We start from the raw sequence: 21,704 nt of genomic DNA, 5'->3' as shown, positions 1-21,704 counted from the left end.
GTGAGTGATTTATTAACCCAAGATGAAATTGATGCGCTACTTCATGGTGTCGATGAGCCAGAAGATGAACTTCATGATCACGAGGTCGCGAGTGATGTTGCTACCTTTGATTTTTCATCACAAGACCGCATTGTTCGTGGTCGAATGCCGACACTTGAGCTTATCAATGAGCGTTTTGCGCGTCATATGCGTATCAGCCTGTTTAATATGCTGCGTAAAACGGCGGAAGTGTCTATTAATGGCGTACAGATGATTAAATTTGGTGAGTACCAAAATACACTGTATGTACCAACAAGCTTAAATATGGTGCGCTTTCGTCCATTAAAAGGTACCGCGCTTATTACGATGGAAGCGCGTCTCGTCTTTATTCTGGTTGAAAACTTTTTTGGTGGCGATGGTCGCTTTCACGCCAAAATTGAAGGTCGTGAATTTACTCCTACCGAACGCCGTATTGTTCAAATGCTACTCAAACTTGTGTTTGAAGATTACCGCGAAGCATGGTCTCCGGTGATGGGGGTTGAGTTTGAATATTTAGACTCAGAAGTGAACCCGACCATGGCAAATATTGTGAGCCCAACAGAAGTGATAGTGGTGAGCTCATTTCATATTGAAGTTGATGGTGGCGGCGGTGATTTTCATGTCGTCATGCCATATTCGATGGTTGAGCCAATCCGTGAATTACTCGATGCGGGTGTACAAAGTGACAAGATGGACACCGACGTGCGTTGGAGTAAAGCATTGCGTGATGAAATCATGGATGTACCCGTTAATCTTCGCGCCAAATTACTGGATGTGGATTTATCGTTACGTGATTTGATGGAGCTACAAGTTGGCGATGTGATCCCTATTGATATGCCTGAGCAAGCGACCATTTTTGTGGAAGATTTACCGACTTATCACGCCAAAATGGGTCGCTCTGGTGACAATGTAGCATTGAAAATTAGTGAGAAACTACAACGTCCCGATATGGTTAAAACGGATTTGGCGTTTCTCGACCGTGATGAGCTAGGCACGGCATTACTTAATATTAATCGCGATAGTAACGAATAAGAAAAGGACGATGACAATGTCAAATAATAATGACCAACAAATGGCAGATGATTGGGCTGCAGCATTAGCAGAGCAAATTGATGATGTGCAACCAGCACCACTAGAAGAGCTGACTGATGAAACGGTACCGATCACCGATGATGAACGTCGTAAGCTTGATACTATTATGGATATTCCGGTTACCATTTCGATGGAAGTCGGACGTACGCAAATCAGTATTCGTAACCTACTGCAATTAAACCAAGGTTCAGTGGTTGAGCTTGATCGTATTGCGGGTGAATCATTAGATGTGATGGTCAATGGGACCCTTATTGCACATGGTGAAGTGGTTGTGGTCAATGACAAATTTGGTATTCGTTTGACTGATGTGATCAGCCAAACTGAGCGTATTAAAAAGTTACGTTAAGGCTGGCCATGAAAAGGATTATAGGCCAGATAGTTACAGTATTATCGCTATTATTTTTCACACTGTCCTGTTTCGCACAAACAGCGGTTGAGAAAACGATTGAAAAAGCGCCGCCACCATTAAGACAAGCACCTGACTTAAATATCGCAACCACTCTGGCTTCTTTACTGCTTGTGATTGCGATTATTGTTTTCTTAGCTTGGTTATTAAAACGTATGCGGGTGGCTGGGATCAGTGGTAATGATTCGGGTTTAAAAGTAATTACACAGCTGGCAGTCGGGCAACGAGAAAGAGTCGTGCTATTGCAAGTCGGTGAAGAGCAAATGTTGGTGGGTATTACTCAACATAATATTTCTTTGCTGAGTAAATTGGATAAGCCTTTAAACATGGACGAATCGCCAAGCAGAGATTCCGCTTCTCAGCTTAGCAAGCTAATGAAAAATAATGTTAAAAAATAAATTCACCCTTATCACTTGGATGGCTTTTCTTGCTATCTCTGTGTTGTTATCGTCAATCAATATAGCGCATGCGGTTGAAGCGAACGTGGCTAATAGTACGACGGCGACAGCAATGAGTGCAGAAACAACCTCAGGTCACATGCAAGCAGCCCGTAATGGTGGGGGAATACCGGCATTATCGGTGACAGTAAACCCTGATGGTAGTGAAGATTATTCTGTCACCCTGCAAATTTTAGCGTTAATGACCGCGTTGGGCTTTTTGCCTGCGATGGTTATTTTAATGACCTCTTTCACCCGTATCGTGGTAGTAATGTCGATCCTGCGTCAAGCGATGGGTTTACAGCAAACACCTTCTAACCAAGTGATTATCGGCATAGCGCTGTTCTTAACGTTTTTTGTGATGTCTCCGGTGATTGATAAGATCAATGCAGATGCCGTTCAGCCTTATATTAATGAGCAAATCACGGCGAAAGAAGCGTTGGCAAAAGCGGAAGATCCGATGCGCCAATTTATGCTTAAACAAACCCGGGTAAAAGATTTAGAAACGTTTGTGAATATGTCTGGCTCAACGGCTGATGATCCGCAGACGGTGCCGTTAACGGTATTGATCCCTGCGTTTATTACTTCAGAGCTAAAAACGGCGTTTCAAATCGGCTTTATGCTGTTTTTACCATTTTTGATTATTGATTTGGTCGTTGCATCGATCTTAATGGCGATGGGTATGATGATGCTTTCACCTATGATTGTATCGTTACCGTTTAAATTAATGTTGTTTGTTTTAGTTGATGGTTGGAACCTGATCTTATCCACACTGGCAGGTAGTTTTGGCACCTAATGTGAATAAACATCGGATAAAAAGGATGCTTTTATGACGCCAGAAGCTTTTGTTGAGATATTTCAAGAAGCGCTATACATGGTACTTATCATGGTGTGCGCGATTGTCATTCCAGGGCTGTTAATTGGTTTAGTTGTTGCGGTATTTCAAGCGGCAACCTCAATCAATGAGCAAACATTGAGTTTCTTACCCCGTTTAGTGGTGACGTTACTCGCGTTGATGTTTTTTGGTCACATGATGACGCAAATGCTGATGGATTATTTCTATCGCATTATTGATCAAATCCCACAGTTGCTTTATTAGCAAACGAGCAGCCGTCGATTATGCATTACACCGCAAATCTTTTACTTGATTGGATAGCGAATTATTTTTGGCCTTTTACACGTATCTCATCAATGATGATGGCGATGACGTTTTTTGGGGCGCGCTTTGTTTCACCTAAGATTCGCTTATATTTAGCCTTAGCGATCACATTTGCGGTCTTGCCTGTTTTACCTAAAGTCCCACAAGATATTGAGTTACTTTCTTTAGCTGGATTTATTGTTACTACTCAGCAATTAATCATTGGTGTAGCAATGGGATTAGTGACACAGTTTATTACTCAAATATTTGTCTTACTTGGGCAAATATTAGGTATGCAATCGAGTTTAGGTTTTGCTTCAATGGTTGATCCTGCGAATGGTCAGAATACGCCCGTATTGGGACAGTTTTATATGTTTTTGGCCATTTTATTATTCTTAGCAACAGATGGGCATTTAGAGATGTTAAATGCTGTTGTTGTGAGCTTTAAAACCTTGCCGATAGGTGAGGCTATGCTACAGCAAAAAGATTACTATCAGCTTGCAGGTTGGTTTGGGCATATGTTTAAAGCGGGCGTGAATATGGCGTTAGCGGGGGTGATTGCTTTGCTAACGGTGAATTTGTCGTTTGGCGTAATGACTCGAGCAGCACCACAGCTAAATATTTTCTCGTTAGGTTTCTCATTTGCGTTATTACTCGGTCTGGCAATTAGCTGGTTTATTGTACTCGGTATCGTGCCGCAATATGAAGCGATATGGCAAGTTGGCTTAGATCAAGTGTGTAGTTTGATCCGAATTGATTGTTAAGTTAAGACTGGGAGTAAATCAGTATGTCTGATTCAGATGGTCAAGAACGTACCGAAGACGCCACGCCCAGACGGCTTGAGCAGGCGCGAGAGAAAGGTCAAGTTCCGCGCTCAAGAGAATTAGCGTCTGTTGCGGTATTAGTGTCTGGTGCTGTTGGGTTAATGTGGTTTGGAGAAGGGTTAAGTAAAGCACTGAGTCATATCATGACAGCAATGTTTAGCTTAACGCGCGACGATATATTCGATCTTGATCGTTTATTCGTTATTATTTTAGATGCGATTGTTTATATTCTCGCGCCTTTATTTTTAGTACTCATTTTTTTGTTTGTTGCCGCTTTTATTGGAGCTGCTGGTGTCGGTGGTGTTCGCTTTTCCACTCAAGCTGCAATGCCTAAGTTATCAAAAATGAATCCGCTCAGTGGAATAAAGCGGATGTTTGGTATGCAAAGTTGGGTTGAGTTAATTAAGTCTATTTTAAAAGTTGGGCTGGTGGGGAGTATTGCTTGCTACTTGATATTTTCGAGTTTAGAAGACTTTTTCCAACTCAGTAATGAGGTTTTTCCTGCCAATTACTTTCATGCTATCGATATATTACTAAACTTTGTTCTTTTAATTTGTTGCTCACTGCTTATTGTTGTTGCCATTGATGTGCCATTTCAAATTTGGAATTTTAATCAGCAATTAAAAATGACCAAACAAGAAATTAAAGATGAATACAAAGATTCGGAAGGTAAGCCTGAAGTAAAAGGGCGTATTAGAATGCTGCAACGTGAAATGGCTCAGCGACGTATGATGGCAGATGTGCCGCAAGCTGACGTGGTAATTACTAACCCTGAGCACTTCTCTGTCGCACTTCGCTACGATCCTAAGTTGGACTCTGCGCCCGTTGTTATTGCGAAAGGAGGCGATCATTTAGCGCTTAAGATCAGGGAGATAGCCAATAAACATAATATTGATATTGTACCTGCCGCGCCATTAGCTCGTGCTATTTATTATACGACTGAATTAGAACAGCAAATTCCAGATGGTTTATTTGTTGCCGTTGCTCAAATATTAGCTTATGTGTTTCAGTTAAAAGAATACCGCAAAGGTAAAGGCAAAAAACCAACACTATCTAAAGCTGCAATGGATATACCTGAAGAATTACGCCATTAATGTTTAGGTACATGATTATTGAAATGATAATTAAGTATATTGTGGCTAAAAATTTATTGTTTACATATTAATCATTAATTCTTTTTTGGAATAAAATCTATTAGGGGCGTTATTTAATTAAATGTTTATATTAGACAGGAAGTCACAAATATAGCGTTTATCTTTAGCTTTCTGTTATTAATTTGATAGTCTTTTCGCACTGTCAAAAAAATGACTAATATGTAAGGCATGATAATTGCTTTACCTTATTTTATGCATTCATGGTTCATCGTCTTTATTAAATAACGGACTATTTAATTATCTTCTTTTGTTTATAAAACGAACATTGATACCAATAATAAAAGAATAGATCACTAGACAGAATGAAGCTTTCAATTCCCTTTGCAGATAGATTGCCGTTAGCCAGTATCAAGTCTATGCCATCAATAGGTGCGCCTATAATGGTATTGGCAATGTTAGCAATGATCATTTTACCAATGCCGCCGTTGCTATTGGATATGACGTTTACCTTTAATATCGCGCTTTCACTGGTGGTGTTATTGGTGACGGTATATACCCGTCGTCCGCTTGATTTTGCTGCTTTTCCTACCGTACTACTTATTGCCACGCTATTACGTTTAGCACTAAACGTTGCATCGACTCGTGTTGTTTTATTGCACGGTCATGAAGGGCCTGATGCGGCAGGACAAGTTATTGATGCATTTGGCTCGGTTGTTATTGGTGGCAACTATGCGGTGGGTTTAGTGGTCTTCCTTATTTTGATGATCATTAACTTTATGGTAGTAACCAAAGGTGCAGGTCGTATTTCAGAAGTTAGTGCTCGCTTCACCCTTGATGCCTTACCGGGTAAGCAAATGGCTATTGATGCTGATTTAAACGCAGGGCTTATTGATCAAGAGCAAGCGCGTACTCGTCGTTTTGAAGTGACAAAAGAAGCCGACTTCTATGGTTCTATGGATGGTGCGTCTAAGTTTGTTAAAGGTGATGCCATTGCCGGTATCTTGATCCTCTTTATCAATATCATTGGTGGTTTAATCATTGGTATGGGTCAGCATGGTCTGACATTTGGTGAAGCCCTCGAAATTTACAGTTTATTGACCATTGGTGATGGTCTTGTTGCTCAAATCCCATCGCTACTGTTATCCATCGGTGCGGCAATGATGGTAACTCGTCAAAATACTGACGAGGACATGGGGCAGCAAATGTATTTTCAGATGTTTAACAATCCTCAAGCGCTGATCATCACCGGTATGATTCTATTTGTTATGGGTATTGTTCCTGGTATGCCTCATATTCCTTTCTTATTGCTTGCCGCCATTATTGGTGGTGTCGCTTATTGGCGAATAAAGAAAGAGAAAGCAGAAGCACTTGTTGAAAAGCAAGCGCCGCCGACAGAGTTAGCACCGACCCAACCGCTAAAAGAACTATCGTGGGATGATGTACAGCCTGTTGATACTATTGGTTTAGAAGTGGGTTACCGTTTAATTTCAATGGTCGATAAAGATCAAGGTGGTGAGTTGCTAGAGCGCGTGAAAGGTGTTCGTAAAAAGTTATCACAAGACTTTGGTTTTCTTATCCCACCGGTTCATATTCGCGATAACTTAGAGCTGCCACCGAATAGTTACCGCATTAGTTTGATGGGCGTCGCCTGTGGCGAAGCAAATATTCACCCCAAAATGGATCTGGCGATTAACCCTGGCCAAGTTTTCGGTTCTATTGATGGTGAAATGACAACTGATCCTGCGTTTGGTCTTGAAGCGGTCTGGGTACAAGACTCACAACGTGAACATGCGCAAGCATTAGGTTATACCGTGGTTGATTCAGCAACAGTACTGGCGACTCATTTAAGCCAATTACTGACAAATCATGCATCGCAGTTACTGGGTCATGAAGAGGTACAAAACCTATTAGAAATGTTAGGTCAAACGACACCTAAATTGGTTGATGGTTTTGTTCCTGATCAATTACCTCTAGGGGTTGTGGTGAAAGTGATGCAGAACTTATTAAATGAAGCTATTCCACTGCGTGATATTCGAACCATTGTCCAAACTTTGTCGGAGTATTCCAGTAAGAGTCAAGATCCTGACATATTAACCGCCGCTGTTCGTATCGGTCTGAAACGATTAATTTGTCAAGAAATCAATGGAATAGAAGTTGAGTTGCCAGTGATTACCCTAGTCCCTGAATTGGAACAAATATTGCATCAAACTATGCAATCTGCTGGTGGTGAATCTTCAGGTATTGAGCCTGGATTAGCGGAACGTTTACAACGTTCATTAACAGAAGCGACTCAGCAGCAAGAATTGAAAGGTGAGCCTGCGGTATTATTGACCTCAGGTGTGTTGCGTTCAACATTAGCTAAATTTGTTAAAAATACGATCCCAAGTTTACGGGTATTGTCATATCAGGAAGTGCCTGATGAAAAACAAATTCGAATTGTGAATGCGGTAGGTAATTAATGTTAGTGGTTGTAGATGCGCCTAAGCCCTTTCTGATATAGGACGATATTTTGAAAATTAAACGATTTTTTGCCAAGGATATGAGAACGGCACTTAGCGAAGTCAAAGAAGAGCTTGGGCCTGATGCCGTCATTATGTCGAATAAGAAAGTTTCTGGTGGTGTTGAGATTGTGGCAGCGGTGGATGTCGATACAACGCCTCCAGCAGCTCCAAATACTCAGCCTCGCTCTCGTGACGAAGTTACTCAAGGGTTAAATCAAGCAAGACGTAAACTTGCTGATGACAAGGTGCAGTTGAACCAATCCACGGCGCAGAAATTTGCTAGCGTATTACAAAACTATGCCTCAACCCAAGAGCAAAATGAGCAACCTAACGAGGTTGATTCACTTAGTGCATTACTTGATCGCCAATCTAAATTGCGCGAGCAAGGGGATAGTCACAGCTTATATTCAGAAGCGAATGCATTTCGACATGACCACAAGCCAGCATACAGTCCGCAAAATGAACGCGCATCGCAACAAAAGGCTAGTGGTTACTCTCGTTATTCTGACCAACATTATGCAGATACTCCTTCATCACGTGATAACCGTTCATCATCAACATCACCACTATTTCAGCGTCGTCAGCCTGAAACCAATAAGCATGATTTAGATATCGGCGATTACCGTCGTCCATCATCAAAGCAATATGAACGTGATTTATCTGTTGGTCGCGGGTTATTTGATAGCCCTCAGCATGATCATGGTATGAATGGACGTGAACAGTCACCGCAAAAGCCACGATTAGATCCTTCTCGTTACGAGTCCAAAGCACAACCGAGTAAAGATGAACTGGATCAAGTGCGATCTGAAATGATCTCGATACGTCGCTTATTAGAACATCAGCTATCTGGCTTAATGTGGCAAGAAGTTGAACGCCGCGAACCAATGCGCGCCATGATGATCAAACGTCTTGAAAAAATGGGATTATCAGAGCAATTAGCCGATCAATTAGCGTGTTATATCCCTGAAGATATTCAACCCAATGAAGCATGGCCGGCTTTACTTGATTTGTTATCGGATCAAATTATTACTACCGACGATTGTATTTTAGATACGGGCGGTGTGGTGGCTTTATTAGGCCCAACAGGTGTAGGTAAAACCACGACAATTGCCAAGTTAGCTGCTCGCGCGGCAATGGAGTTTGGTCCAGATCAAATTGCTCTAGTGACGACAGATACATATCGTATTGGTGCTCATGAGCAATTAGCGACTTATGGTCGAATTATGGGCTGTCCGGTAAGAGTTGCTAAAGATGCTGAAGAACTTGCCGATATCTTACATCAGTTGCGACATCGCCGATTGGTATTGCTTGATACCGCAGGGATGGGGCAGCGTGATATTCGGTTATCTGAACAGCTAGACACTTTAATGAAAAACAGCGGAGCGCATATTCGAAGCTACTTAGTGATGCCAGCGACATCACAGCGTCGAGTTCTGCAGGAAACGATTGAACATTTTCGTCGTATTCCACTTTCTGGTTGCGTATTAACAAAGCTTGATGAGTCATTAAGTTTAGGAGAGATCATCTGCGTGGCGATTCAAAATGCATTACCTATCGCTTATTTAGCGGATGGCCAGCGTGTACCAGAAGATATCAAAATAGCATCGGGGAACTACCTAGTGTCACGTGCTAATGAATTATTGGAGATAGAGATAAGCCAGCAATCACATTTCTGGTCTAGTGATAGTTCAGATAATAAGGCGGCAGATTATTATGATTGAGAGCAGAATGTACGATCAAGCAAGCGGTTTACGTCGAATGACTCAGTTAACCTCAACCAAAGTGATTACTGTAACCGGTGGTAAAGGTGGTGTCGGTAAAACCAATGTTACGCTAAATATGGCGATGTCGATGGCACGTCAAGGTAAGCGGGTCATGGTATTGGATGCTGATCTAGGCCTTGCGAACGTTGATGTGATGCTAGGACTTCGTGCAGGGCGTAACTTATCTCACGTTTTAGCGGGTATCTGTGAGCTGGAAGATATCATTATTGAAGGCCCATACGGGTTAAAAATTATTCCTGCTGCCTCGGGTACTCAAAATATGGCAGAGTTAACACCAGCGCAGCATGCTGGGTTAATTCGTGCTTTTGGTAATTTACAAGACGATCTTGATTTTCTACTGGTAGATACCGCTGCAGGTATTTCAGACATGGTGCTTAGTTTTGCTCGCGCTGCGCAAGATGTGCTGGTTGTTGTCTGTGATGAACCAACATCAATTACAGATGCTTATGCATTGATTAAAATCTTAAGTCGTGAATATGATGTTCAACGCTTTAAAATTGTTGCCAATATGGTGCGTAGTTATCGTGAAGGACGCGATCTGTTTACCAAATTGACGCGTGTTACGGAACGATTCTTAGATGCTAATTTAGAGCTCGTGGCATGTATTCCGCTTGATGATAATGTCCGCCAAGCCGTTAAACGTCAGAAGATAGTGGTCGAAGCTTTCCCTCGTAGCCCTGCTGCATTGGCGTTGAATTCATTATCAACCAAAGCAATGACTTGGCCTATTCCGCATAATCCAGGTGGACATCTTGAGTTTTTTGTTGAGCGTTTATTGATCAAACGTTCTCAGGCCATGGAGGTGCCATACAGTGAATAAAGCGATGGCTTATGGTCAATATCAGCAGAGTCCACAAGCATTTATCGAACGATACTCATCGTTAGTTAAACGCATTGCTCATCACTTAATGGTTCGTTTACCGCCGAGTGTCTTAGTGGAAGATTTAATTCAAGCAGGCATGATAGGTTTACTTGAAGCGCAACAAAATTATGATCCTACGAAAGGGGCAAGCTTTGAAACGTTTGCTGGAATTCGTATTCGTGGGGCAATGCTTGATGATATTCGTCGTGGTGATTGGGTCCCCCGTTCAGTATATAAAAATAGCCGAAAGATAAGTGAAGCAATATCTCACCTTGAAAATGAATTAGGACGCGATCCTAATGACCAAGAAATTGCGCAATATCTCGATATGCCGTTAGAACAGTACCATCAAGCACTAAATGATGTTAATTGTGGACGCTTAGTCGGTATTAGTGATCTTGGAGTGGCAGAAGATACCGTCGCTAATGAAGAAAGTATCGGTGAAAACACACCCTTTCAAGGTGTTGTTGATGATAACTTTCGTGCGTCATTGGCTGAAGCGATAAAAACCCTCCCAGAACGAGAGGCGTTAGTGTTATCACTTTATTACGACGAAGAGCTTAATTTAAAAGAAATTGGTGCGGTAATCGGTGTTAGTGAATCACGAATTTGTCAGATACACAGCCAAGCAATGCAGCGATTACGTGCAAAATTAACAGCATGGACTGCTTAATAATTATTTATTTTTAGAACTAGAAGAACACTGGCTCTCAGTGGAGGCAAACTTGAATAAAAACATGAAAATTCTCATTGTTGATGACTTCTCAACAATGCGCCGTATTGTTAAAAACCTGCTTCGTGATTTGGGTTTTAACAACACCTTAGAAGCAGATGATGGATTAACCGCTTTACCAATGCTTAAAAAGGGTGATTTCGACTTCGTTGTAACGGATTGGAATATGCCAGGAATGCAAGGTATTGATTTACTTCGTCATATTCGTTCTGATGAACAATTGAAGCACTTGCCAGTATTGATGATCACTGCTGAAGCAAAGCGTGAGCAGATCATTGAAGCGGCACAAGCAGGTGTTAATGGTTATATCGTTAAACCATTTACCGCAGCAACGTTGAAAGAAAAATTGGATAAAATTTTCGAACGTTTGCAGTAACGATTACTAACAATAACCATCAGTAGTGCATAAGGACGATAAAGAAGCATGATTTCACTTGAACAGGCAAAACAGCTTGTCAGCTTGCTAGAAAATGGACAACAAGCTGAAGCCAATTCGCTTGTACAAACATTAGTTGCCGATAGCCATGAACCAATGTTTGCAGAGGTGGGGAAAATTACTCGCCAGTTGCATGATTCTTTAATTAATTTTCGCCTTGACCCTCGGGTTAATGATTTAGCGAAAACTGATATTCCTGATGCTCGTGAACGATTGCTTTATGTTATCGATAAAACGGAGCAAGCCGCAAATAAAACGATGGACGCAGTTGAAAGCACGCTACCTATTGCGGATAAACTGCATAACACGTTATTGCAAGTGCATCCTCAGTGGCAGCGTTTAATGGCAGGTAAGATTGGTCTTACTGAATTTAAAACATTGTGTCACGATATTGATTTATTGCTTGTTCAAATTGAAGGTGATAGCAGCACACTGCGTACCCACCTTACCGATATCCTTATGGCTCAGGACTACCAAGATCTCACTGGACAAATCATTCGACGTGTCATTGAGTTAGTTCATGAAGTTGAAGATAGGTTAGTTGAAATTCTTAAAGCTTTTGGCATGGAACAAGACGCGAATACTGTGATTGATGATAAAAAAGACGCCTTAAAGCCTGAAGGGCCAATCATCAATCCAGAGCAACGTAATGATGTTGTTGAATCACAAGATGATGTTGATGATTTACTTTCGAGTCTTGGATTTTAGGGGAAATTTATGAGCTTTGATTTAGACGAAGATATCCTGCAGGACTTTTTAATAGAAGCAGGCGAAATTCTTGAATTGCTTTCTGAACAATTGGTAGAGCTTGAACGAAGCCCCGATGATTCTGAGTTATTGAATGCTATTTTCCGTGGTTTTCATACGGTAAAAGGTGGCGCAGGATTTCTTTCTTTAACCGAACTGGTTGATGCTTGTCACGGTGCAGAAAACGTTTTTGACTTGCTGCGAACAGGCAAGCGTAGCGTAACATCTGAGTTGATGGATGTGATTTTAGAAGCGCTTGACTGTATTAATGTGATGTTTGAACAAGTGAAAGAACATCAGCCTCTTGATCGTGCTGATCAACGTTTATTAGATGCCTTACATTATTACAGCCAGCCTGCAACAGCAGATGAACTCGCTCCTATTTCTAAGCCTGTTGAAGCGCCATCGGTTGATGTTATTGCAGAGGTAGCACCAGAACCCGCGAGTACGTCAAGTAGTGAGAATGTTACCACTGGTGACAGTGTTGATGACATGACTCAAGATGAGTTTGATCGTTTACTTGATGAACTTCATGGTACTGGACAAAGCCCATCCAAGCCAACGGCACCAGAGCCAACTGCGCAAAATAATGTAGAAGCACAATTAAATTTTGATAGCGGTGATATTACTGATGATGAATTCGAACGTTTGTTAGACGAACTGCACGGTTCTGGCAAAGGGCCGGGAAATAGTGATACGCCTGCGGCAAGTGTTACAACACCATCATCGTCAGTAACCCTATCATCTACCGTGCCAGAAGATACTGGTGCCGGTGATAGTGATGACTTGATGACAGATGATGAATTTGAACGTCTGCTTGATGAATTACATGGTGCAGGTAAAAGCCCATCTTTAGAAGAACAAGCGTCTGCTGCACAATCTACAGCGAATGATTTAACCGAAGTTGAAGCTGCTGTTAGTTCGACTCAATCAACAGCAATGGTCACTCCACCTGCTTCTGCGGCACATCAACCGCCAGTAGAGCGCTCAGCGAAACCCGTTGCGGTCAAAGAGAAGTCAAAACCACAAGCGGATGCGACAGTGCGTGTTGATACTTCAACCCTTGATACCATTATGAATATGGTTGGTGAGTTGGTTTTAGTACGAAATCGTTTAGTTAGTCTTGGTTTAAACACCAATGATGAAGAAATGTCGAAAGCGGTCTCAAATCTTGATGTTGTAACGGCAGATCTTCAAGGCGCTGTGATGAAAACTCGCATGCAACCAATCAAGAAAGTATTTGGTCGTTTTCCTCGTGTTGTACGTGATTTAGCGCGTAGCTTAAAGAAAGAAATCGTACTGGAAATGCGCGGTGAGGAAACAGATTTAGATAAAAACTTAGTGGAAGCTCTTGCTGATCCTCTGGTTCACTTAGTACGAAATTCTGTAGATCATGGTATTGAAATGCCGGATGTTCGTGAGCAGGTAGGTAAGCCTCGTACGGGAACTGTCTTATTATCAGCATCACAAGAAGGCGATCATATTCTACTTACCATCGAAGATGATGGTGGCGGTATGGATGCAGAAAAGCTCCGCAGCATTGCTGTTGAACGCGGTGTGATGGATGCAGATGCCGCTTCTCGTATCACTGACAATGAAGCGTATAATCTCATTTTTGCCCCTGGCTTCTCGACCAAAAAAGAAATCTCTGATATTTCTGGTCGTGGTGTAGGAATGGATGTTGTAAAAACAGGGATTAATCAGCTTAATGGTTCAATTCATATTGATTCAGTGCTAGGTAAAGGCACTCGAATTGACATTAAAGTACCGTTAACGTTGGCTATTTTACCGACATTAATGGTAGGTGTTGGTGAGCAACCATTTGCATTGCCATTAGCGAGTGTGAATGAAATATTCCACCTTGATTTGAATAAAACCAATACTGTTGATGGTCAGTTAACAATTATTGTTCGTGATAAAGCGATACCCCTGTTTTATCTACAAGATTGGTTGTCAAATATGACTGGCGGTACGAATAAAGATCGTGGCCATGGTCATGTCGTTATTGTTCAAATTGGCCATCAGCGAATTGGTTTTGTGGTTGATACCTTAATTGGTCAAGAAGAAGTCGTGATAAAACCACTAGATAGCTTACTTCAAGGTACGCCAGGTATGGCTGGTGCAACCATTACCAGTGATGGTCATATTGCATTAATTCTTGATGTGCCAAGCTTATTAAAACACTACGCTGGTCATTAATTAGCACGACAAATAATAATAAAAGAGGGGGGCGATGACCCCCTTTGTTTAAGCGTTTCAACGGGATGAAAGTAACATGGCAGTTAAAGTATTAGTAGTTGATGACTCAAGTTTTTTCCGTCGAAGAGTAAGTGAAATAATTAATGCTGATAGTCGGTTGGAAGTTGTTGGCAATGCCGTTAATGGCAAAGAAGCGGTAGAGTTAACCCAAAAACTGCAACCTGACGTGATCACAATGGACATCGAAATGCCCGTAATGGATGGTATTACAGCCGTTCGCGAGATCATGAAAGTGTCACCAACTCCGATCTTAATGTTTTCTTCGTTAACTCATGATGGTGCCAAGGCGACGCTTGATGCCCTTGATGCTGGTGCATTAGATTTCTTGCCAAAGAAATTTGAAGATATTGCGCGTAATCGTGATGAAGCCGTTGAACTGCTTCAAAAACGTGTTGCAGAGCTTGCACGTAAACGTATTTTTATGCGCCGAAGTGCGACGACGCGTTCAACATCTCTTCCTTCTTCGCCATTAACAAGCACTCATACATCGACGACGAAACCAACGCTAACGTCACGCTTGCAGGCTGAACCTTCATCTGTTTCATCTTCAAGAGCTGCGCGTGCATCTGTTGTCAAACCCGCATTACGTTTTAAAGCGTCAGGAAAAAAATACCAGATTGTTGCAATTGGCACATCGACTGGTGGCCCTGTCGCATTACAAAAAATATTGACTCAGCTACCTGCTAATTTTCCCTATCCGATAGTGCTTATTCAGCACATGCCTGCGACATTTACCGCCGCTTTTGCTGCACGATTAGATCAGCTGTGCAAAATTGGAGTGAAAGAAGCGGAAAATGGGGATATGTTGAAAGCGGGTATGGCGTATCTTGCTCCAGGCGGTAAACAAATGATGCTTGATGGTCGACCTGGCGCATCAAGGTTACGTATTATTGATAGCGGTGAGCGCATGAATTATAAACCATGTGTTGATGTAACATTTGGTTCTGCGGCTAAAGTCTATCAAGACAAAGTCCTATCAATGGTATTAACCGGTATGGGCGCTGATGGTCGAGATGGCGCAAGAATGCTAAAAAATAGTGGTTCAACTATTTGGGCGCAGGATGAAGACAGTTGTGTGGTATACGGTATGCCTCAAGCCGTTGCTAAAGCGGGTATATCAAGCCACGACTTACCTTTAGATCGTATTGCTGAATGTATGTTAATAGAACTAGGTTTACAGTGAGGATCAAGGGGTGATTGTTTGGAGTATTGCTAATCAAAAAGGTGGGGTGGGGAAAACCACAACCACAATTACATTAGCCGGATTGCTGAGTGAGCAAAATAAACGTGTTTTATTAGTTGATACCGACCCACACGCATCGTTAACAACGTATTTAAACTTTGATTCAGAGCAAGTACCCGCGAGTTTATTTGATTTGTTTCAATTACCCGTAGTGAATAAAGTCAGTGTAAAACCACTTATTCTTAAAACAGCATTTAATAATATTGATATTATTCCTGCCCATATGTCACTGGCAACACTTGATCGTGTAATGGGAAATCGCAGTGGTATGGGGTTAGTGTTAAAAAAAGCGCTGCATAGTTTAGTTGATGACTATGATTACGTACTGATAGATTGCCCACCGATTTTGGGGGTGATGATGGTCAATGCATTGGCGGCGAGCGATCGCATTCTTATACCAGTACAAACCGAGTTTTTAGCCATGAAAGGCTTGGAAAGAATGATGAGGACGTTACAAATTATGCAGCGTTCTAAGCCGTCTGGTTTTAATGTCACGATTGTTCCAACTATGTACGATAAACGAACACGCGCATCACTCCAAACGTTGCAAGAACTCAAGGCTCGTTTCCCTGAACAAGTTTGGGCGTCTGCGGTACCTATTGATACAAAGTTCCGTGATGCCAGTATTAAACATATGCCACCATCATTATATGCCCGAAACTGTCGTGGTGTGTTTGCTTACAAAACGTTATTAAAATATGTAGAACGGTTAGACAATCATGCAAAGTAAGCCACTTTCAAGTGATCAAGCCCTAGATGATTATTTTTTTGATTTATTAGAAGAATCAAATGAAGTTGCTGTACCTGCGGAGATTAAAGATCCCATTTTAGATGTCGATAAACCAAGTATTGAAAATGTTGAAGTCGCGTCTACGTTACTTCAACCTAAGTTAAATGTATTAAAGCCACAGCCTTATGTTGCTGTTGATTATGCAGAGCCGTCAAATCGACAAGATATAGCACGACTATTGAGTCAAGTTGATGAAAATTATGTTGATGATATTCAAGAAAATGTTATACAAACTGCAAATCCACAACAAATTTTTTCAGAAACAGAATACGTCATACCAGAGCAACTAACTTCTATTAAAGAAACTGAACCTAGGTGTGCGAGTACTGAAAATATAGCGGAAGATACCGTTGAAACTGAGGTTATCAAAACCGCTGAAATTGCTGAAGATGCAGGGTTAATTCCGCCAGAGCAGTGGACACATCATGGGATGGAACAAGCGTTTCAAGCGCTATTTTTTGAAGTTAATGGTGTGACATTTGCTGTTGCGCTCACGCAATTGGGGGGGATTCATCAACTTGGCGAGCTTAACCGTTTACTTGGGCGCCCCAATTGGTATTTGGGCCTACAGTCAACACGCGATCAAAAATTAGATGTGGTTGATACCGCAAGGTGGGTGATGCCAGAGAAGCTAATTGGTGATGAGTATCGTGATAATTATCGATATATTGTGATGCTTGGCGATAGCCAATGGGGGCTAGCTAGCGATAAACTGCATGGCACCAAAATGCTGAATGGCAATGATATTCGCTGGCGAGAGAAGGCAGGAAAACGCCCTTGGCTTGCGGGTATGGTAAAAGATAAAATGTGTGCACTTATCCATGTTGATGCGTTGATCGCAATGCTAAATAATGGATTGGATGTAAATAGTATTGAGTAATACAGGACCTTAAGAGGGAATAGCATGTCACAGGTAAATATCGCTGAGATCCAAAAAGACGGAGCGAATGATCAGGTTCTGCAATGGGTGACATTTCAGCTAGAAGATGAAACTTACGGTATAAATGTTATGCAAGTCCGTGAGGTTTTGCGCTATTCAGAAATCGCGCCAGTACCAGGTGCGCCTGATTATGTGCTTGGTATTATTAATCTTCGCGGCAATGTCGTTACTGTTATCGATACTCGCTCTCGTTTTGGCTTAGCTCCCGGTGAGATTTCTGACAATACACGTATTGTTATCATTGAAGCAGAAAAACAAGTGATTGGTATTCTTGTCGATAGTGTTGCTGAAGTGGTTTATCTGCGTAGTTCTGAAATTGATAGCACGCCAAGTGTGGGTACCGAAGAGAGTGCGAAGTTTATTCAAGGTGTAAGTAACCGCGAAGGACAATTACTTATCTTAGTTGATCTTAATAAGCTGCTATCTGATGAAGAGTGGGATGAGATGGCGTACTTGTAATGAATACTGTTCTGCTCCAGTGGATACCTACTGTTATTAGTGTATTGGCGGTTTTAATCTTTACTGTGTTATTGCTTCGCGAGCGTAAAGCGCGACGGAGTTTAGAAACAAAATTTGCCGCTATTGAAACTGTATTGAAAAATGCCCGTTTACAAAATGAACGCTTGAATAAAGAGTTCAATGAGTTGCGTGCAGGAACAATGGGTATGAGCCACAAACTGGCGGATATGTCACATCAGTTAGAAGTGGTTGAAGATCGTCAAACAGAGATCATGATGAACGATCCTGAAGGACGTTTATATAGTCGCGCCAGTAAAATGGTCGAGTTGGGCGCAGATGTACATGAATTGATGAATGAGTGTGATTTACCTAAAGCTGAAGCTGAACTTCTGCTTCGCTTACAGCAGACGATGCAAAAACACCGTCGACGTTAATCGTTATACTGATATATCAATATCTTCAAGCCCCTCCCATCCCGGAGGGGTTTTTCCGTTTAAGTACCATGAAAAGGCAATCAGTTCGGCAATAATCAAGTATAACTCTTGTGGGATTTCATCACCGACATCAAAGCTATTTAGATATTGTGCCAGAACGGGATCTTGATGTATTAAGCCACCTTGCAGTTTCACTTGTTCAATAATATGTTCAGCTAATTGCTGGTGGCCTTTGGCTGTAATATAAGGAGACTTGTCACCATCATATTTAAGTGCAACTGCATGCGAGGTTGTTTTATTATCTGTAGTCATCACTTAGACCTTAATCAATAAGCCATTAGAAGAGGCTAGAGGGTCATTAGACTCTTTATCTTGAGCTTGCAGAAATTTAGGGGATTCACAGTTAATACCTAACTGTGCCATACGAGAAAAAAGTAGCGGCGAGACCTGCTCTATTTTATGTAGTAACAATGGATTAACGGTTTCAAATACCGTTGTTAATGTGCTGTTTTTCCATTGGGCTGTAACATTAAGTATATCAATTGCACCAATAGGTAATGCCAATTTGACCGTCCAACAGGAATTGATACTCTTGTCGGCGTTTGAGTTTGAATCCTCATTTTCATTTTTTATTTTAATATCAATAGATTGGTTGTTATTCATCGGCCATTGCAGATAAATGCTACTGGTATCTTGTGTACGTTGTGTTTCTGGTCCTCGTTGCTCAGCGGCAAGCCTTAATAGAGCGGGAATATCTTGCTGTTGCTCAGGGCTTAACGTTTTTAACCATTGGTTTAACTGGCTTTGTGGTTGAGATAGTTGCTGTAATAACTGAGCTAAAGGTTTTCGTTCTCCACCTTGTTGTAACCAAGCGATTAAGCTGGTTTGATTTTGTGGTGCAAAGAGCTGCTGGAAAATAGTATTTAGGTTGTTAGAGGGCGATGTGGCTAATTTAGCTGTACCAGAGTTTAACGGGTTAGATAAAAGTGTAACTAAACGTTGCAAGCTGTTTATGGATAACAATAATTGCGGTAATTGAGAAATGAGGTTTTGCTCTTTTTCTCCTGAGCGAGTAAATAATGGCGCCTGGCTCTTTCGATTATCCGATAAAGGTTTTTCAATTTGAGCAGTGTTTGCTGCGCTAGGGGGGTGAGATGGCGTTAAATTGATGCGCATATATTTCACATTTACTTACGTTAGTTAACGATGAATATGTCCGTAGTTTAGCTAAATTATTAGCCATTGTGGTATCATGCGGACTGATTTGTGACACCTAGGATACATCATTTATATGTTGTCAGTAGCAGACTTAAGCTGCGTTCGTGATGAACGTTTATTGTTTGACGAACTCAGTTTCACTATATCAAGTGGCGAGTTAGTGCAAATTGAAGGCCATAATGGTGCGGGTAAAACCACACTGTTACGTATTATTGCTGGGTTAGGCCGCGCGGATAGTGGGCACGTTCTTTGGAATCAAGAAGATATTCAGGTTGCACGAGAAGATTACCATCAAGAGCTGTTGTTTCTTGGTCATCAAACTGGCGTAAAGCGTGAACTTACCGCCTTTGAGAACTTGGCTTTTTTTCAAGCCATGCATAAATGCAATCAAGGCTCAGATCTCAAGGGTTCACCACAAGTTATGGGTGAGGACGCATTATGGCAAGCATTGGCGCATGTTGGGTTAGCGGGGCGTGAAGATGTACCAGCAGGGCAACTATCTGCAGGTCAGCAACGCCGTGTTGCATTAGCGCGTCTATGGTTAAGTAATCATAAATTATGGGTGCTTGATGAGCCATTAACTGCGATTGATAAGCAAGGTGTCAAGGTGCTTGAAAACTTGTTTTTATCTCATGTTGAACGTGGTGGCATGGTGTTATTAACCACGCACCAAGATATGTTTACGGATAGTAATCATTTACGAAAAATTAAGTTAGGGTAGTGAGCACGGTGTTTAATTCTATTATTCAAATTATTCGTCGTGAATTGTTAATTGCTTTTCGTCGACGTGCAGATGTGATGAACCCATTGTGGTTCTTTATTATTGTGATCACCTTATTTCCATTAAGTATTGGTCCTGAGCCTAAATTGCTTGCACGTATTGCTCCTGGGATCATTTGGGTGGCGGCATTGTTAGCAGCGTTATTATCAATGGAACGCCTCTTTCGTGATGATTATGCCGATGGCTCGCTGGAGCAAATGTTATTAATGCCGACACCATTAGCGGTATCTGCCTTTGCTAAAATGCTTGCGCATTGGTTGTTGACAGGTCTACCGCTGATATTAATTAGTCCCTTATTAGCGATTTTATTATCCTTAAATTGGGATACATGGGTAGCCGTTGTACTCACATTGCTAGTAGGTACGCCAACATTAAGCTTTTTAGGGGCAATTGGTGTCGCTTTAACGGTTGGATTACGAAAAGGTGGCGTTTTATTGAGCTTGCTCATATTACCGTTATATATACCTGTGCTTATATTCGCAACCTCTGCAATAGAAGCTGCAGGCCTAGGGATGGCATATAACGGGCAATTAGCATTAATGGCGGCAATGTTGGTGGCCTCTTTAACGTTAGCACCGTTTGCGGTTGCGGCATCGCTAAGGATCAGTGTGAATTAAATCAAGAATGGGAGCGATGATGTCTTCCATTTTGTTTATTTATCCAACCGGTAGAGATTTATAAGGTTAAGGGATGACACAAAATCCTATTATTTTGTGACTGAACTTGGTTTTAATGACGTATTTATAACTATATAACGAGTAGAGAGCATTATGTGGAAGTGGTTACATCCCTACGCTAAAGCCGAGAATACCTATCGCTTGTGCGGTAAGTTACTGCCTTGGTTTTCCATGATTAGCTTAATTGCCATTGTTGTCAGTTCTATTTGGGGCTTAATGTTTGCGCCAGCGGATTATCAACAGGGTGACAGCTTTAGAATTATTTACTTGCATGTTCCCGCTGCAATCTGGTCGATGGGTGCTTATGTATCAATGGCTATTGCCGCATTCATTGGTTTAGTGTGGCAGATTCGATTATCGGATATGGCCGCTGCTGCGATGGCGCCGGTTGGTGCAGTGTTTACCTTTATTGCATTGATCACTGGTGCTATTTGGGGTAAGCCAATGTGGGGCACATGGTGGGTGTGGGATGCGCGTTTAACATCTGAACTCATTCTTCTATTTTTATATCTTGGTGTTATTGCATTGTATAATGCTTTTGATGATCAAAAGACAGCAGCCAAAGCGGCGGGTATTTTAGCGATTGTTGGTGTGATCAATATTCCTATTATTCACTTCTCTGTCGAGTGGTGGAATACCCTTCACCAAGGTGCAACCATTACTAAATTTGCCAAGCCTTCTATGTCAACAGATATGTTATGGCCGTTGCTGATTGGTATTGTGGGTTTTGCTTTTTTCTTCGGTGCGGTGACTATGATCCGTCTACGTAATGAAATTCTTATCCGCGAAAGTCACCGCCCTTGGGTGCGTGAGCTAGTGAAGTGAGGTTGG

The 21,704-nt window shown here is 41.7% G+C and carries 24 protein-coding genes; 22 read left to right on the top strand and 2 right to left on the bottom strand.

Annotation, left to right across the window (positions count from 1 at the left end):
- The 19 genes from fliM (at window position 1) to C9J46_RS04105 (ending at window position 18,197) form a co-directional block, all read left to right on the top strand.
- Window positions 1-1,050: a flagellar motor switch protein FliM gene (fliM, locus tag C9J46_RS04195; RefSeq protein WP_107205499.1), complete on the top strand. Its 1,050-nt coding sequence runs from the start codon at window positions 1-3 to the stop codon at window positions 1,048-1,050.
- Between the two features lie 16 nt (window positions 1,051-1,066).
- The gene (gene fliN, locus C9J46_RS04190; protein WP_107205500.1) at window positions 1,067-1,456 is read left to right on the top strand and encodes a flagellar motor switch protein FliN; all 390 of its coding nucleotides are present in this window, start codon (window positions 1,067-1,069) and stop codon (window positions 1,454-1,456) included.
- Between the two features lie 8 nt (window positions 1,457-1,464).
- Window positions 1,465-1,914, top strand: coding sequence for a flagellar biosynthetic protein FliO (gene fliO, locus C9J46_RS04185; RefSeq protein WP_107290587.1), 450 nt, complete (start codon window positions 1,465-1,467; stop codon window positions 1,912-1,914).
- Window positions 1,901-2,749 carry a flagellar type III secretion system pore protein FliP gene (gene fliP / locus C9J46_RS04180; protein ID WP_107205502.1) on the top strand — a complete coding sequence of 283 codons (849 nt, stop codon included), beginning with the start codon at window positions 1,901-1,903 and terminating at the stop codon, window positions 2,747-2,749. The genes fliO and fliP overlap by 14 nt, the downstream gene beginning before the upstream one ends.
- 33 nt (window positions 2,750-2,782) lie before the next feature.
- Window positions 2,783-3,052 carry a flagellar biosynthesis protein FliQ gene (gene fliQ / locus C9J46_RS04175; RefSeq protein WP_005370314.1) on the top strand — a complete coding sequence of 90 codons (270 nt, stop codon included), beginning with the start codon at window positions 2,783-2,785 and terminating at the stop codon, window positions 3,050-3,052.
- Between the two features lie 20 nt (window positions 3,053-3,072).
- Window positions 3,073-3,855 carry a flagellar biosynthetic protein FliR gene (gene fliR / locus C9J46_RS04170; RefSeq protein WP_107205503.1) on the top strand — a complete coding sequence of 261 codons (783 nt, stop codon included), beginning with the start codon at window positions 3,073-3,075 and terminating at the stop codon, window positions 3,853-3,855.
- A 23-nt stretch (window positions 3,856-3,878) separates the two neighbouring features.
- Window positions 3,879-5,009, top strand: coding sequence for a flagellar biosynthesis protein FlhB (gene flhB, locus C9J46_RS04165; RefSeq protein WP_045148070.1), 1,131 nt, complete (start codon window positions 3,879-3,881; stop codon window positions 5,007-5,009).
- A 362-nt stretch (window positions 5,010-5,371) separates the two neighbouring features.
- Window positions 5,372-7,468: a flagellar biosynthesis protein FlhA gene (gene flhA / locus C9J46_RS04160; RefSeq protein WP_107205504.1), complete on the top strand. Its 2,097-nt coding sequence runs from the start codon at window positions 5,372-5,374 to the stop codon at window positions 7,466-7,468.
- A gap of 50 nt (window positions 7,469-7,518) precedes the next feature.
- Window positions 7,519-9,231 (top strand): flagellar biosynthesis protein FlhF, encoded by a 1,713-nt coding sequence (gene flhF, locus C9J46_RS04155; protein WP_107205505.1) that lies wholly within the window; start codon window positions 7,519-7,521, stop codon window positions 9,229-9,231.
- Window positions 9,224-10,114: a MinD/ParA family protein gene (locus tag C9J46_RS04150; protein WP_005370324.1), complete on the top strand. Its 891-nt coding sequence runs from the start codon at window positions 9,224-9,226 to the stop codon at window positions 10,112-10,114. The genes flhF and C9J46_RS04150 overlap by 8 nt, the downstream gene beginning before the upstream one ends.
- Window positions 10,107-10,829, top strand: a complete 723-nt coding sequence (locus C9J46_RS04145; RefSeq protein WP_045082753.1) for an RNA polymerase sigma factor FliA — start codon at window positions 10,107-10,109, stop codon at window positions 10,827-10,829. The genes C9J46_RS04150 and C9J46_RS04145 overlap by 8 nt, the downstream gene beginning before the upstream one ends.
- A gap of 64 nt (window positions 10,830-10,893) precedes the next feature.
- Entirely contained in the window at window positions 10,894-11,265 is a 372-nt protein-coding gene (cheY, locus tag C9J46_RS04140; protein ID WP_199187030.1) for a chemotaxis response regulator CheY, read from the top strand.
- A gap of 48 nt (window positions 11,266-11,313) precedes the next feature.
- Entirely contained in the window at window positions 11,314-12,033 is a 720-nt protein-coding gene (locus tag C9J46_RS04135; protein ID WP_107205507.1) for a protein phosphatase CheZ, read from the top strand.
- Between the two features lie 9 nt (window positions 12,034-12,042).
- Window positions 12,043-14,271, top strand: a complete 2,229-nt coding sequence (locus tag C9J46_RS04130) for a chemotaxis protein CheA (protein ID WP_107290586.1) — start codon at window positions 12,043-12,045, stop codon at window positions 14,269-14,271.
- A gap of 76 nt (window positions 14,272-14,347) precedes the next feature.
- On the top strand, window positions 14,348-15,514 hold the full coding sequence (locus C9J46_RS04125) for a chemotaxis response regulator protein-glutamate methylesterase (protein WP_107205509.1): 1,167 nt from the start codon (window positions 14,348-14,350) through the stop codon (window positions 15,512-15,514).
- Between the two features lie 10 nt (window positions 15,515-15,524).
- The gene (locus C9J46_RS04120; RefSeq protein WP_107205510.1) at window positions 15,525-16,304 is read left to right on the top strand and encodes a ParA family protein; all 780 of its coding nucleotides are present in this window, start codon (window positions 15,525-15,527) and stop codon (window positions 16,302-16,304) included.
- Complete coding sequence (locus tag C9J46_RS04115; protein WP_107290585.1) at window positions 16,294-17,244, top strand: chemotaxis protein CheW; 951 nt, start codon at window positions 16,294-16,296, stop codon at window positions 17,242-17,244. The genes C9J46_RS04120 and C9J46_RS04115 overlap by 11 nt, the downstream gene beginning before the upstream one ends.
- Window positions 17,245-17,268: 24 nt before the next feature.
- Window positions 17,269-17,763 (top strand): chemotaxis protein CheW, encoded by a 495-nt coding sequence (locus C9J46_RS04110; RefSeq protein ID WP_005370336.1) that lies wholly within the window; start codon window positions 17,269-17,271, stop codon window positions 17,761-17,763.
- Window positions 17,763-18,197 (top strand): DUF2802 domain-containing protein, encoded by a 435-nt coding sequence (locus tag C9J46_RS04105; protein WP_107290584.1) that lies wholly within the window; start codon window positions 17,763-17,765, stop codon window positions 18,195-18,197. Before C9J46_RS04110 ends, C9J46_RS04105 begins: the two co-directional genes overlap by 1 nt.
- A 3-nt stretch (window positions 18,198-18,200) precedes the next feature.
- On the opposite strand, the gene C9J46_RS04100 is transcribed toward C9J46_RS04105, so the two are convergent.
- Together C9J46_RS04100 and C9J46_RS04095 are read right to left on the bottom strand one after the other, a co-directional pair.
- Complete coding sequence (locus C9J46_RS04100) at window positions 18,201-18,509, bottom strand: EscU/YscU/HrcU family type III secretion system export apparatus switch protein (protein WP_107259347.1); 309 nt, start codon at window positions 18,507-18,509, stop codon at window positions 18,201-18,203.
- A 3-nt stretch (window positions 18,510-18,512) separates the two neighbouring features.
- Complete coding sequence (locus tag C9J46_RS04095; protein WP_107290583.1) at window positions 18,513-19,373, bottom strand: hypothetical protein; 861 nt, start codon at window positions 19,371-19,373, stop codon at window positions 18,513-18,515.
- A gap of 115 nt (window positions 19,374-19,488) precedes the next feature.
- Between C9J46_RS04095 and ccmA the strand changes: the two genes are divergently transcribed.
- The 3 genes from ccmA to C9J46_RS04080 all read left to right on the top strand — a co-directional run bounded on the left by ccmA (window position 19,489) and on the right by C9J46_RS04080 (window position 21,698).
- Entirely contained in the window at window positions 19,489-20,136 is a 648-nt protein-coding gene (ccmA, locus tag C9J46_RS04090; protein WP_107245620.1) for a cytochrome c biogenesis heme-transporting ATPase CcmA, read from the top strand.
- Window positions 20,137-20,144: 8 nt separating this feature from the next.
- Window positions 20,145-20,813: a heme exporter protein CcmB gene (gene ccmB / locus C9J46_RS04085; protein WP_107245708.1), complete on the top strand. Its 669-nt coding sequence runs from the start codon at window positions 20,145-20,147 to the stop codon at window positions 20,811-20,813.
- A gap of 153 nt (window positions 20,814-20,966) precedes the next feature.
- Window positions 20,967-21,698 (top strand): heme ABC transporter permease, encoded by a 732-nt coding sequence (locus tag C9J46_RS04080; protein WP_107245619.1) that lies wholly within the window; start codon window positions 20,967-20,969, stop codon window positions 21,696-21,698.
- Window positions 21,699-21,704 lie beyond the last annotated feature (6 nt).

The sequence above is a fragment of the Photobacterium sp. GB-36 genome (assembly GCF_003026135.1).
GTDB lineage: Bacteria > Pseudomonadota > Gammaproteobacteria > Enterobacterales > Vibrionaceae > Photobacterium.
The sequence above is the reverse complement of the archived record's forward strand: the minus strand, read 5'-3'. Positions and strand labels throughout refer to the sequence as shown.

Excerpts from the sequence above, each read along its gene's own strand:
- C9J46_RS04095 (WP_107290583.1), bottom strand. The coding sequence starts at position 19,373 with ATGCGCATCAATTTAACGCCATCTCACCCCCCTAGCGCAGCAAACACT.
- C9J46_RS04115 (WP_107290585.1), top strand. The coding sequence starts at position 16,294 with ATGCAAAGTAAGCCACTTTCAAGTGATCAAGCCCTAGATGATTATTTT.
- C9J46_RS04080 (WP_107245619.1), top strand. The coding sequence starts at position 20,967 with ATGTGGAAGTGGTTACATCCCTACGCTAAAGCCGAGAATACCTATCGC.
- flhB (WP_045148070.1), top strand. The coding sequence starts at position 3,879 with ATGTCTGATTCAGATGGTCAAGAACGTACCGAAGACGCCACGCCCAGA.
- flhA (WP_107205504.1), top strand. The coding sequence starts at position 5,372 with ATGAAGCTTTCAATTCCCTTTGCAGATAGATTGCCGTTAGCCAGTATC.
- C9J46_RS04130 (WP_107290586.1), top strand. The coding sequence starts at position 12,043 with ATGAGCTTTGATTTAGACGAAGATATCCTGCAGGACTTTTTAATAGAA.
- C9J46_RS04135 (WP_107205507.1), top strand. The coding sequence starts at position 11,314 with ATGATTTCACTTGAACAGGCAAAACAGCTTGTCAGCTTGCTAGAAAAT.
- C9J46_RS04150 (WP_005370324.1), top strand. The coding sequence starts at position 9,224 with ATGATTGAGAGCAGAATGTACGATCAAGCAAGCGGTTTACGTCGAATG.
- C9J46_RS04105 (WP_107290584.1), top strand. The coding sequence starts at position 17,763 with ATGAATACTGTTCTGCTCCAGTGGATACCTACTGTTATTAGTGTATTG.
- cheY (WP_199187030.1), top strand. The coding sequence starts at position 10,894 with ATGAAAATTCTCATTGTTGATGACTTCTCAACAATGCGCCGTATTGTT.
- fliN (WP_107205500.1), top strand. The coding sequence starts at position 1,067 with ATGTCAAATAATAATGACCAACAAATGGCAGATGATTGGGCTGCAGCA.
- ccmA (WP_107245620.1), top strand. The coding sequence starts at position 19,489 with ATGTTGTCAGTAGCAGACTTAAGCTGCGTTCGTGATGAACGTTTATTG.
- fliP (WP_107205502.1), top strand. The coding sequence starts at position 1,901 with ATGTTAAAAAATAAATTCACCCTTATCACTTGGATGGCTTTTCTTGCT.
- fliR (WP_107205503.1), top strand. The coding sequence starts at position 3,073 with ATGCATTACACCGCAAATCTTTTACTTGATTGGATAGCGAATTATTTT.
- fliO (WP_107290587.1), top strand. The coding sequence starts at position 1,465 with ATGAAAAGGATTATAGGCCAGATAGTTACAGTATTATCGCTATTATTT.
- C9J46_RS04110 (WP_005370336.1), top strand. The coding sequence starts at position 17,269 with ATGTCACAGGTAAATATCGCTGAGATCCAAAAAGACGGAGCGAATGAT.
- C9J46_RS04100 (WP_107259347.1), bottom strand. The coding sequence starts at position 18,509 with ATGACTACAGATAATAAAACAACCTCGCATGCAGTTGCACTTAAATAT.
- fliQ (WP_005370314.1), top strand. The coding sequence starts at position 2,783 with ATGACGCCAGAAGCTTTTGTTGAGATATTTCAAGAAGCGCTATACATG.
- C9J46_RS04125 (WP_107205509.1), top strand. The coding sequence starts at position 14,348 with ATGGCAGTTAAAGTATTAGTAGTTGATGACTCAAGTTTTTTCCGTCGA.